The organism is Aeromonas sp. QDB62, assembly GCF_027705695.1.
Lineage (GTDB): Bacteria > Pseudomonadota > Gammaproteobacteria > Enterobacterales > Aeromonadaceae > Aeromonas > Aeromonas allosaccharophila.
The window spans coordinates 87833-100683 of the sequence record NZ_JAPDCD010000015.1 but is presented as its reverse complement, the minus strand read 5'-3'; the positions used below and the strand labels follow the sequence as shown (position 1 = coordinate 100683).

General features: G+C 52.5%; 9 protein-coding genes. All 9 read right to left on the bottom strand.

Going from position 1 to position 12851, the window contains the following annotated elements; all coding sequences use genetic code 11:
- Positions 1-1085: type I restriction endonuclease (locus OKC27_RS09740; protein WP_270806197.1), on the bottom strand; the 1085-nt coding region annotated here is incomplete at its 3' end.
- On the bottom strand, positions 1075-3672 hold the full coding sequence (locus OKC27_RS09735; RefSeq protein ID WP_270806196.1) for a cold shock domain-containing protein: 2598 nt from the start codon (positions 3670-3672) through the stop codon (positions 1075-1077). The genes OKC27_RS09740 and OKC27_RS09735, both read right to left, overlap by 11 nt.
- A 20-nt stretch (positions 3673-3692) precedes the next feature.
- The gene (locus OKC27_RS09730; RefSeq protein ID WP_270806195.1) at positions 3693-4931 is read right to left on the bottom strand and encodes a restriction endonuclease subunit S; all 1239 of its coding nucleotides are present in this window, start codon (positions 4929-4931) and stop codon (positions 3693-3695) included.
- Positions 4921-6444 (bottom strand): type I restriction-modification system subunit M, encoded by a 1524-nt coding sequence (locus OKC27_RS09725; RefSeq protein ID WP_270806194.1) that lies wholly within the window; start codon positions 6442-6444, stop codon positions 4921-4923. Before OKC27_RS09725 ends, OKC27_RS09730 begins: the two co-directional genes overlap by 11 nt.
- A gap of 50 nt (positions 6445-6494) precedes the next feature.
- A complete protein-coding gene (locus tag OKC27_RS09720) occupies positions 6495-7085 on the bottom strand; it encodes a restriction endonuclease subunit S (protein ID WP_270806193.1) in 591 nt (196 codons plus the stop codon).
- Positions 7086-7849: 764 nt separating this feature from the next.
- Positions 7850-8572 carry an AcvB/VirJ family lysyl-phosphatidylglycerol hydrolase gene (locus tag OKC27_RS09715; protein ID WP_182937649.1) on the bottom strand — a complete coding sequence of 241 codons (723 nt, stop codon included), beginning with the start codon at positions 8570-8572 and terminating at the stop codon, positions 7850-7852.
- 11 nt (positions 8573-8583) lie between these two features.
- On the bottom strand, positions 8584-11133 hold the full coding sequence (gene mprF, locus OKC27_RS09710) for a bifunctional lysylphosphatidylglycerol flippase/synthetase MprF (RefSeq protein WP_270806192.1): 2550 nt from the start codon (positions 11131-11133) through the stop codon (positions 8584-8586).
- A gap of 152 nt (positions 11134-11285) precedes the next feature.
- Complete coding sequence (locus OKC27_RS09705; RefSeq protein ID WP_270806191.1) at positions 11286-11468, bottom strand: hypothetical protein; 183 nt, start codon at positions 11466-11468, stop codon at positions 11286-11288.
- 54 nt (positions 11469-11522) lie between these two features.
- Positions 11523-12848: a two-component system sensor histidine kinase RstB gene (rstB, locus tag OKC27_RS09700; protein WP_270806190.1), complete on the bottom strand. Its 1326-nt coding sequence runs from the start codon at positions 12846-12848 to the stop codon at positions 11523-11525.
- Between the last annotated feature and the right edge of the window lie 3 nt (positions 12849-12851).

Below are 12851 nucleotides of genomic sequence, written 5' to 3'. Positions count from 1 at the left end.
TTGCTGAGGAACACCATGGTGAACGACTTGCCCGAACCAGTGGTGTGCCAGATCACCCCACCTTCTCTCCCGCCATCTGGGCGTTTCTGGTTGATACGCTCGATCAACCGCTTGATGCCAAACACCTGCTGGTAGCGGGCGACTATCTTGCCCGCCTTCTTGTCAAACAGGGTGAACAGCCGGGTCATCTCCAGCAGCCGCTCCGGCGAGAGCAGGCTGATGAGCAGCCGATCCTGATCGCTGACCGCCAGCTCGCCCGCCGCAACCAGAGACTGATACCAGCCCAGATCGGCGGCGGAACGGTGGCTAAACAGGGCAGAGCGTTGTTCGGATGAGAGCGGCTGATTCTTGATGGCCGTCATCTCGCCATCACCGATGTCCTCCTCACGCCAGGCGGCCCAGAACTTCTCTGGCGTACCGCAAGTGCCATATCGCCCCTCGATGCCATTGATGGAGAGCAACAACTGGCTGTAGGCAAACAGCAGCGGGATCTCGTCGGGGCGCTGGTTGCGTAGGCTCTGGGAGATCCCCTCCTTGATGGTCGGCCCTTTTTTGGCGTTGCCATCCGGGCGCTTGGCCTCGATCACCACCAAGGGCAAGCCATTGACGAAACAGACGATATCCGGGCGACGCGACTCGATGCCCCCTGCGCGGGTGACCCGAAACTCCTCGGTAAAGGTAAAGCGGTTGTTGTGCGGGTTGTGCCAGTCAATGAGGGGGATGGTGGGGCTCACCTTCTTGCCATCAAAAAACTCGGTGACGGACATGCCATAGAGCAGGTGGTTATAGAGCCGCTCGTTGGCCGCCTGCAACCCTTCATTCAGGGCCGGACTACACAGCTCGCTCACCAGATTGTCCACTGACTTAGGGGAAAGCGGATAGGTTTTGCCCGCAAACACAAAGGTGCGCTCGACCAGCACGCTGCGCAGTTGTTGGCGCAGCACCACCTGATCGAACTTGTTATCCCGTGCCGCCAGCGCCTGTTCAGGGGAGAGGAAAGACCAGCCCAGCTGTGTCAGCAGGGTCAGAGCCGGGATCTTGGCGCTGTATTCTTCCTGAAACCGTGGTAATTTTTTATTCCACATCACCCTTTCCCCCAAAATAAAATGGAGAGTCATTATATATTTTTTTATATTTGATACTATCAGACTCGCCATTATTAACATTGCCGTATTTTTCTTTGTGATAAACACAGCAACTGCCGCACGACGTACAGATGTACCGACCTTCTGAACATTTTTCCTTTAGATCTCGACTATCTATTATTTCATAGCATTTAAAACCAATGCAGTGATTGATGTAATAATTTATTTTATGCTCTACACAACCTTCATTTGCACAATAAAAAACTGTCGCTCGGTATGCTGCACTTTTGGGCTTGGTAATAAATGAATTGGATTTAATATCGAATGTGGTTACTTCGACTAGCGCGTAACTAAGGTTAGGCTTCATAAGCATACCGCAGCAACGACAATGCAGCCTATGAAAAATTTCTCGAATACGATTCAGATATCCTGCAAGTTTAATTGGGAGATCTCGTTGAGATGGTTTATTTAACAACTCATATTTAACTCCATAATGGCTTAACCAATCATACAAACTAAACTCAAGATAATGTTTATTAAGGTTTGGTATTACATGCTGACCTGTACATTTTTTGCCACGACATAAAAATATACTAGTATCAGCCTCAACATTTGTCGCATTTGGAATACGAGAGAGACTATGAGGATAACGTTTTTGATAACCTTTGATTTCTTCTGGCGTTTGCGTTTTCCAATAAAATGCTTCGCAGGATAAATCTATATATGGAAAGTGTTCTGCTAGTGTTTGGCAGCGTGGGAAAAGATTAAAAAATGAAGGGTGATCTATGCGAAATTTATTAGTAAGCAAGGCTTCCCATATGTCATGCAGGATAGAAGTGATTATAGAATCAGGAGTATTGCATTGATTAATTATTGGTATTAAGTTCGCCAAAACGTAGAATTCAGGATCGATAGATAGTGTAGGCGATTTTATTATATCATCTATAAAACTGAAATCTTTTAAGAAAATTTTTTCCTTAGTGTAAAATGCATCAGCAAATGGCTTGATTAGTGGGTGCTGACGATATTGATCATAGGTAGTTATATTTCTTTGGTAAGCCCCCATAACAAAATTGGCAACATTAATTTTTTCGTTGATAAATTGTTTAGTGACAAAACCTTCCATGTCATTTCGCCAAACGTCTAATATCTCTTTTGAACCCACCACCTGATTAAATCCGAGATATAGAGCAGCGCTAAATGAAATGTGATTTATTATCTCACTTAGTAATGCGTTTACTTTAATCTTGCCGACCTGCATATCTACAATGAATGTAGTAAAGGCTTCAATTTGATTGTCAATTAACTCCTTGCTAATCAATAATGGAGAAACTCCATTTGAGACAACATAAGCAATGCCTTTTTTCCTTGTGATGTCATCTATTAATTGACTTGACATTTCAGCAGGCTGAACACCATGAGAAATCGCTATTTCAAGCCCTACAGATTTAACAAAATCTGATATTACTTGCTTTGGTATTTCCGTTAGTGGAATGCCGTGCAATTTGACTTCATCAATACCAACATCTCTTGCATGTTTCGCAATTAAATCTCTTGGTAGATAAGATAACGGAATACCATGTGCAATATCAGATATAACACCATCCTTTATAAAACATTCTACTATCAAATCATCTGGCACCATTGACAATGGTATGCCATTAGCGTTGGCGCTAATAACGCCTACACATTTTACGAAGTCCAAAATGATATCTATTGATATTCTATTAAGAGGAATTTCTTGCGCCAAAGCATTAACTAACCCTACTGACTTTACATGTTCCGAAATTAAGTCATCCGGAATTTTTGATGTCGGAATACCATTTGAAACAGCAGCAATAACTCCAACATTATTTACATGCTCCATTATCAATTCCCTTGGTATCCTAGCAACAGGGACACCGTGAGAAATGGCCTCTATAATCCCTACTGTAGAAATATAATCAAGAACCAACCTATCTGGCATGCTCGATATCGGTATACCTTGTGATATGGACTCCGGGAACCCAAATTTATTGACATGATGAGCAATCAAATCGCTTGGTATTATTGAGAGTCGAATGCCACTGGATATTGCCTTAATAAGGCCAATTTTTTCGATATACACAGTTAGCAAACTATTTTTATTGCTACACGCCATTATTATGGAAATGAACTCTGCGATACGCTCAGAGTTTTCTGAAAATTTATCCACGATACGACAAGCATCATTGCAATCAAACAAATCAGCTAAAGCCTTCTTGATTGAATAATCACGTAACTCAACAAACTCATCAGAAAAAACCAAATACTGATAGAGTATTTCTGTTAGGTTATTATCATTTTTTGAAAGCGCATATGCATTAGATGCATTTACTTTACCTCTATTGTCCTTACCTATTTCATAGAGTACTATTTCACCTTCCACCAATAATGGCTTATTGATGACTGCATTCTTATGCACAAAAATATCTTTATTTATATTTGTTTCTAAAAATCCAAAATCGTTATCTCTGCCTGTGTTGTTGTTACGACCTCCGAACCATTTAACACAAGCAAGCTTCCAATTTTTTGGGGAACCAAATCCATCTATAATATGTGCAGTCATCGTATCACCATTAAATCTATTTAAACCCGCCGTTTGCCGGTCAGCAGTTGTTGCATCAGGGCCTTTTTCTCCTGCTTTAAGGCGTCGAGCTTTTGTTGCAGGACTGTGATTTCCTCATCGGCAGTGGAGAGTACAGCCGCGATTTTTTGTTGTTCTTCAATAGATGAAGGCAATCGCACGATCAAAGACTTTAAATAGTCAGTTGTCACTCTTTTCTGCCCAGCGGAGCCTTGCATATTTGCTTCACCACGAACTCGGAACTCTGTGGTATTTGTTAGATAGTAAACGAACTTTGAACTGGTCTTAGAGTTAGCTCTTAAAACATGAAATTCTGTACTGCCAAAACCAACGCCATTCACCATGCCTTGCACATGAGCGCCTTTCCCATTTTCAAAACAAGGCGTGATCTTAGCAACTAGAACATCATTATCAATAAATGAGGTGAAACCAGTCGAGACCTCTGAATATTGCCTCTCTTCTGTTCTTAATAGCTTTGCATCTTCTGAAACAGAATCCATTGGTATAAATGAAACAATTCCGTTAGAAGGCTCTGGAGGACGCTTAGGATTAATAGTGCAAATCTGTGCAAACTGTGCACTCTTCCACTCCCCACTAAACCTCACCCCGTTGTTATCCAGCAGGCGTTTTTCGCCGGTGAGCAGTTGCTGCATCAGCGCCTTTTTCTGCTGCTGACTATTAGCCAGCAGCTGCTCTGTGGTTGTGATGGCCTTATCCCAAGCAGAGAGGATTTGGGCAATTTTCTTTTGTTCTATGTATGGAGGCACGGCTATTTTTAATTTTTTAAAATAGGGTAATCCGATTGTTTTTATCGTCGAACCAACCGCTTGCCGTTCAAATTCAGATTTATTAAACTGCAACCAGTTATACAAAAACCAACTATTGAGCTTCTCTTTATTATCGCACTTCCATGCGATGAAATGTTGGCTGACAGCCATTGGTACGGCCATTACACCACTTTTTCCGATCCCTGCATCTCGCGAAATGACGACCGTCTCAGCTGGGTGCAACTCAGCCGAGCTATTTTTTATGCCTTCTTCCGATATTTCGTTATCAGTTTCGTAAACATAGCCTTGATCCAAGCGATAACTATCTGCCAAAGATATCCACTTGATTCCGCCATCCCAATATTCTGGAAATGACTTACTAGGTGTATGTCCACTACAGCGCACTGCAAATTTGTCTAACAAATCGTACAGCCAACCTGCTGGAATACTACCTGCGGATAAACTACGAGCCATAACCCAACTCCTCCAGATACTTGGCCATCTCAGTTTCCAGCTCAGTCAGTTGGGCTTTCAGCTGCTCCCGCTCGGCACGTACCGCCAGCAGATCGATCTCCTCTTCTTCCTCGAAGGTATCCACATAGCGCGGAATATTGAGGTTGTAGTCGTTATCCTTAATTTCTTGCAGCGAGGCAAGATAGGCGTATTTATCGACATTGCCGCCGTTGCGATAGGTGGCGACGATGCGGGCGATGTTTTCCTCTGTCAGCAGGTTCTGGTTCTTGCCCGCCTTGCAATCACGGCTGGCGTCGATAAACAGCACGTTGTCGTCCAGCTTCTCTTTCTTGAAGATCAGGATGGCGGCGGGGATGCCGGTGCCGTAGAACAGCTTCTCAGGCAAACCGATCACCGCATCGAGCAGGTTCTCGTCAATCAACTGTTGGCGGATCTTGCCCTCGCTGGAACCCCGGAACAATACACCGTGGGGCACCACTACCCCCATGCGGCCCGTTTTTGGTTTCAAGGTTTCGATCATATGGAGAATAAAGGCGTAATCGCCCTTGGTTTTGGGCGGGACGCCGCGTTTGAAGCGACCGAACTTATCGTGCTCGGCCTCGTCATGACCCCATTTGTCCAGGCTAAACGGCGGGTTGGCGGTCACGATATCGAAGCGCAGCAGGTTGCCATTGCCATCGAGCAGCTTGGGGTTGCGGATGGTGTCGCCCCACTCGATCTTGTGGTTGTCTTCCCCGTGCAGAAACATGTTCATCTTGGCCAGCGACCAGGTGGAGCCGATGGCCTCCTGACCGTAGAGGGCGTAGTGCTTCTCACCATAGTTTTGCACTATCTTGCGACCGCACTTCATCAGCAGTGACCCGGAGCCGCAGGCCGGATCGCAGATGGTATCCCCCAGTTGTGGCTCCAACAGCTCGGCGATAAGATCGGAAACTTCGGGCGGGGTATAGAACTCGCCCGCCTTCTGGCCGCCGCTGGCGGCGAAGTTCTTGATAAGGTACTCATAGGCGTTGCCGATCACATCCAGGGTGCCGACCCGGCTGGGCTTGAGGTTGAGCTCGTCCTTGGCGAAGTCTTCCAAGAGGTGGCGCAGTATGGTGTTCTTCTGCTTCTCTTCGCCGAGGCGGTCGGTGTTGAAGCTGATGTCCTGAAACACGCTCTTACCCGCGTCTTTGAGCTTGGTGCCATTGGCCTCTTCGATGGCGTGCAGCGCCTGATCGATCCGCTCGCCGTTGCCCGGCTCGTGACGACGCTCATAAAGAGCGTAGAAACTGGCCTGTTTGGGCAGCACGAAACGCTCGTTTTTAAGCATCTCTTCAATGAGCTCCGGCTCATCGCCATATTCGACCTTGTAGCCATCGTAGTGATCCTGCCAAACATCGGAGATGTATTTCAGGAACAGCATGGTGAGCACGAAGTCCTTATAGGTATCGGCACTGATGGTGCCCCGGAAGGTATCGCAGGCAGACCAGAGGGCCTTGTTGATATCGTCCTGGTTTATCGAGGTAGTCATAAATCGTGATTCCTTGGGTATTTCTTGGAAAAATGGGCTGCTCAGCGAAACTATTTCGCTGGCTGATCGGATTGTTCGAGCAGGCTGGTAGCGATGGCCTGCATCATCTGCTCGCCATTACGTTGCAGTTGTTGCATCAGGTTCCGTTCTTCACGCAGGCTGTGGGCCAGCTTCATGATGGCGGCTTGTCTCGCAAGAGACGGGATACCGATAGGGGCCTCCTCCAACACCTGACGGCGAATACTTTTTGCAGCGCTGCCTTCGGCGTGCAGTTCGAAGTAGCGTTGGCAAGGAGACTGATTGAGCTGCCAGGCCAGAAATTCGGGACTGAGCGCCTCGCTATGCAACCGCACCACATAGAAGTGAGGGGCGGCTACGGCGGGCAATGGTGCAAGCCCGGTATCGACCAGCACGGCATAGTTAGTACTGCCACGGGCAGCCACCAAGATATCGCCGGTTTGCAGCCAGTCAGGCTCCTTCTTGCTGGTAGGCTCAGAACGAAGGCAGGCAGACCAGTCAACCCCCCCTTCTGGCGAGGCATCTCTCATCTGCACCACGGCCATGCTGCCGGAATCGATCTCCGGGATCTTGCCGCGATAGGGGTGCCCAGCACTGATGGTGGCAATTTGGTTCAGCTTCACAAAAAATCTCTTCATCGTTAATGATGCAGTTACAGTGTGTCGCATCTGACGCTACTGAGTCAATATCAACGCCCATTATTTTTGCATCAATGGGAATGATGCTTTTATGTGTACCATTGACAAGAGGTAAACCCTGACCCACCAAAAAGACCCAAAAGAGATCATTTTGTAATTTAATTACAGCTAATCACCGCACAAAATAAAAAGGCCCTGCTGTTGCAGGGCCTTTGAGTTTCCAACTTCAATGTCACGGTTTCCAACTTAATTGTCCGTGACCAACAACGCAGTGAATTGCCACAACCTATGTGGTTGACATTTAATTAATTTTCTATATAAAAGTACAATAGGTCTCATAGCAATTACCTGAGACAATTACGCAGCTTTATTGCAACAAAATATTGCGTAAGTTATTGAAATTGAAGGTTATATTTGTGCTGTAATGTACGAGAGTGAGGGTTCGAATCCCTCCCTCACCGCCAAATTGCAAAGCCCTGATGGAAACGTCAGGGCTTTTTGTTTTATGGCGCAATCCCAGCGTGGTTGCTGGCATAAGAATGCAAATCTTCATTCTTGATAGCGCATCTGGCTGAGCCGCTTTGGCAATCGCAGTGAAAAGTTGCAGTGACCTTGACGCCGTACCCAAGCTTGTTCCTGTCAAACTTTCCGCCGAATTTAGTAAAATGGCCTCTCGCAAGAGAGGCCATTTTAATTACTCGCTGATTTGTCTTGATTGGTGTTTATAAGGCATTCCATGGTGATACCGGTTAACGCTCCACAGGCCGTGGATCCGGTAGCAGGTTCAGCTGGTTGGTGATGGTGTCGTAGAGGTGGATGTAGTTATCGTCAAAATGATGCCCTCCCGGCAGGGTGACGGTCGTGATGTTGGGCTGGTTGAGACGGGGGCAGAGGCGGTCGCCGTCATCGTCATCGGCTCCTTGCAGGCAGAGCATCGGCAGATCCCGGATGGTCTTCACCTGCGGCTCGGTCGGGTAGCTGCGGGCCTTGTGGGTCAGCATGTCGCTGACGTGGATCTCGAAATCCGAGCTGGTGGAGGGGGAGAGCATCACGGCCCCGACCAGCCCCTGACGATAGTGCTCCGGCAACCGGTTGATGACGAAGGGGACAATCTCTGCACCAAACGAGAAACCGACCAGTAGCCAGTGGGGGCGCTGCCAGCTGGCCTGATAATCATCGAGGATCCGCTCCAGATCGGCGGTCACCTGCTCCGGGGTTTTCTTCTTCCAGTAGTAGGTGAGGGAGCTCCAGCCCACGACCGGCATGCCGTGCAGCTGAAACTGGGCGCTCAACCCCTTGTCGAGGGCCGCCCATCCGCCATCGCCGCTGAGAAAGATCACCATGGGGGCGTCCGATGGCTGCTTGACCGGCAGCTCAATCAGGCTCAGGTCATCCTTGACCGGGGCGGCGTGCACCGCAAATGACGAGATGGGCAGGACGAGACTAAGTAACAGCAAAATCAAGGCTCTCATTGGCCATGCTCCTATTTCTTGATCAGCCCCAGCGGGCCGCGGCTAATCAGGGTGATCAGGTGAGTCAGGGTTCTGGGCAGTACCAGTTTGCTGCTGCAGAGCAGGTAGCGGGGTTCCCAGCGGGGCGAAAATTTCTCCTTGTAGCGTCTAAGCCCCTGAAAGTTGTAAAAACGGCTGCCCCGCATAAACAGGGTGTTGCCAAGGCGATCCCAGTAGCTACCGAGCGGGTGATCGTTGAAGCCGGACATGGGGGCCATCCCCAGATTGAAGCTGGCGTACCCCTGCGCCTTGCCCCACAGCAGCAGCTCGACAAAAAGAAAATCCATGATGGGGGCGGTGCCGGTATCCAGGCTATAGCGCATCAGATCGATGGAGAGACTCTCCTTGTTATCGCTCACCCAGAGGTTGGCAAAGCCGACGATCTGCCCCTCGTGCATCACCAGCGCTGCCGGGCTTAAGGTCAGGTAGTCAGGCTCGAAACGGCCGACCGAGAAGCCCTTCTCCTTGCCCATCTTGCTCTGCAGCCAGCTATCGGAGACGGTCTGCAATCTGGGCAGCAGGGGAGCCACGGCACTTGCCTCGACCACCTCGAAGGTCAACCCTTCCCGTTTGCCCTTGGCATGGCTCTGGCGCAGGTTGCGCAGCCGGCTGCCCGCCAGATCGAAGGTGGCCAGATCGACCATCGCCTCTTCACCGAGCTTGAAGGGGATCAGTCCCAGCTCCAGATAGAGCGGAAGATAGCGGGCCGACACCTGATAAAAGACTGGATTGGCGTCGTGCTCATCGCATCGCTCGCGAAATTGCCAGAGCAGCTCTTCGATCTGCTCGGGGCGGCCGACGGGATCCCCCATCACAATCCAGCTGTTGCCCTCGATGCCATACATCAGGAAGGCGTCGCCGGCGGGGTGGAACAGCAGGGACTTGTCCTGTAGCTGGGCCAGATAGCCGTGGATCCCCCCTTCACGCACCACCAGCTCGTGGGCGCGAGCAAGCGTCTCCTTGTCCGGCTTTTCACCGACTACGCGCAGCGGTGCAAGCAGCTGGGCAACCCCGGCCACGGCCAGCACGGCCACCACGCTCCCCATGGCGCGCAGGCCGCGGGCAGCCCCGCCGTGTGGCGAGAAGTGGAACCAGAGGGCGTGGTCATACTCCACCTGACGGTAGGAGAAGAGCAGTAGCCACAGCGCTCCCAGCAGCACTGCGCCGACTGAAATGAGCCAGCCCGGGGTGTACTGGGGATAGAGCAGCGACCCCTTGCGATAGAAGAGGGAACGACAAGGGGTCATGATCAGCAGGAAGCTGCCGAGCAGCAGGGCGGACTCCCAGTCTCCCCCCTTGAGCAGGGAGAAGGCGATCCCAAGTGCCAGCAGCAGCTGGGTGATGCGAAACGCGGCGTCGTGACGGCGATAGAGGCTGCGCGCCAGCAGGATCAGGAGGATACCGCTCACGCTGCCGAGCACATGGGAGAGCTCCAGCAGATGGAGCGGCAGCACCTGCAGCCACACTTCGATGCGGCTGCGCATGGTCGGGATCATCCCCGAGCAGAGCAGCAGGCTGCCGGCGGCGAAGGTCCCCATGCTGATGAGGGCGGGCAGAAATTCGCGTATTGCGCTCATCAGCCCCTGTAGCCGCTGCCAGCGTGCTTTTTGTTGCAGCATCTCCTGACTCGCAAAGAGCAGCAGGGCACAGAGAAAGGGAAGTAGGTAATAGATGCAGCGGTAGAGCAGTAGCGAGGCGAGCAGCTTGTCGGCCGGAAGGTAGTGGGCCAGCAGCAGGCTCATGCTCGCTTCGAACACGCCGATCCCGCCCGGCACGTGGGCCAGCACCCCGAGGAAACTGGCCAGCACGAAGGCGCTAAGCAGCACGGGGTAGGGAACGCTCTGGGCGGGCAGCAGCACAAACAGCACGGCAGCAGCGGCCATCCAGTCCGCCAGGGCGACCAGCAGTTGCAACAGACGTACCCGGAAGCTCGGCAGGGTCAGGGTGTGTTTCCGCAAAGAGAGACGTGGGGCGGGCCAGCAGAGGTAGCAGGCGACCAACAGTAGTGCCATCACGCCCGCCAGCCTGAGCAGGGTATCTGCCCACTGCGGCCAGTCAGGCAACAGCTGTGTCACATCGCAGGTCAGTAGGGCGCCACCTCCCCACGCCAGCAGGCCGAGGAAAAAGGTGATGGAGCAGAACAGCACCACGCGGGCCACTTCCCCGGTGGCGAGCCCCAGCGCGGAGTAGAGCCGGTAGCGTACCGAGGTGCCGGTCAGCAGGGCAAATCCCAGGGTATTGGAGAAGGTGTAGGCGATAAAGGAGGTGATACTGACCTGTTGCCAGGGAAGGCGCTTACCCAGCGCATGGAGTGCCAGCATGTCATAGCTGCAGAGGCAACCATAACTGAGCAGAGTCAGCAACAGGGCACCCGCCAGTCGCGGCAGGGGTTGGGACCAGATGGCCACACGAATGTCGTGCCAGTGCCATGCCTGAGTCAGGTGATACAGCACGGTCAGTGCGGTGCCGAGCAGCAGCAAGCTGCAGAAGGGGCCGAGCCATTTAAGCAGATGACGCCACATGCCATGTTCCTGTGGTCATTGACCCTTTCCCGCAAAGGGGGGCCGGGTCGTGGATCCGGTTTGGACGAGGGAGGCGCTCGTCAGGAAAATTTCGGGAAGATATGGAAAGGGAGGCGTCAGCCTCCCTTGGTGCTATCCAGTGACCGAGTGGATCACTTGGTTTTCGGCGCGACTTTGACGGCAGTGGTCTTGGCGTGGGTGGCTTTATGGTGTTTTTTCACCACCTTGGTTTGGGTTGCTTGCTGTGTAGCGGTCTTGGTCGGGGTGGCCGCCATGGTGAAACCGGAGGTGAGGGCGAAGACGGCTGCCAGGGTCAGGGGAATGATCTTTTTCATGTTCAATTTCCTTATTCGGGTGGATGTTATGGAGCGTTCTCCATGACAGTCATCCTATGACGGTTGCGGCGGTCCTTCAGTGAGCGGTTGGTGACGGTTTGTATCCAAATGTACAGGCAGGGTGAGGCAGAAGCGGGCGCCGTGATCACTGGCCAGCAGCGCCACATCCCCCCCGTGATGACGGGCAATGCTGCGCACGATGGCCAGTCCCAGCCCGGTGCCGCCAGTGCGACGATCCCGGCTCTGATCAAGGCGTACGAACGGCTCGAAGATCTGGGGCGCCAGTGCCGGATCGATCCCCGGCCCATCGTCGCTCACCTCCAGCAGATAGTTATCCTGCAAGCGCGAAAGCGAGAGGGTGACCCGGTTTTCGGCATAACGCAGGGCGTTGCCGATCAGGTTCTCCACCGCGCGCGTCAGCAGACGCTGATCGCCGCACCAGGGCATGTGGCGTGGCGGCAGCTCGATGGTGAGCCTCTTCTCGGGGGCTAGCGCTTGCCAGTCGCCGAGATGCGCTTGTGCCCAGTGGCTGAGCTCCAGCTCGTCCTGTTGCAATGGCAACTCCGGTCTGTCCAGCCTGGCGTAGGTGAGCATCTCTTCGATCAGGGCGTCCAGCGCCCCCAGATCTCGCTCCAGCGCCAACTGCTCCTGCTCGGCAGGGGCTGGCTCCAGCATGGCAAGCCGATAGCGCAACCGGACTAACGGGGTGCGCAACTCGTGGGCGATGGCATCGGTCAGCTGCTTGCGGCTGGCAATCATGGCCTGCAACTGGCTCGCCATTTGATCGAAGGTGCGTCCCACCCGGGCCAGACTACTGCCCGGTGGCAGATTGGTTCGGCAGGAGAGATCCCCATCGCCCACGCGACGTGCGGTCTGCTCCAACTGCTGCAAGCCGCGCCAGTGGGGGCGTAGCCACAGCAGGATCGGCAGGCCGAGAGAGAGGCCGATCACCAGCAGCAGTCCCACATCGACCCAGTGCAGCTCATGCAGGTAGGAGAGGTAGGGGACGGGGCCGACAATCAGTACCCGGTCGGTATCGGGAATGCGCTGCAGGAAGGTGTCATCCTCCTCGACGATGACGATGTTGCCGGCGGCCAGAAACGCCTGATCCTCGCTGGCCAGCGGCTGGCGTGTCAGCTCGCCGATCTTGAGGGGGAGGGTAAATTGACTGCTCTGCTCGGCCAGTCGATCTGGCCAGCGCTCGGGCGGGGTTCTTGCCAACTCGCCGGTCAACAGGCCAAGGGAGCCTTGCATCATGCGTTCGAGATAGCGATCGCCCGCCCGCTCGGCGGTCACCTGATAGACCACGCCAACCAGCAGAATGGCGAGGGTGAAGCAGCCGATCAGCAACAGATAGAACTGGATAAAGAGACGGCGCATGGC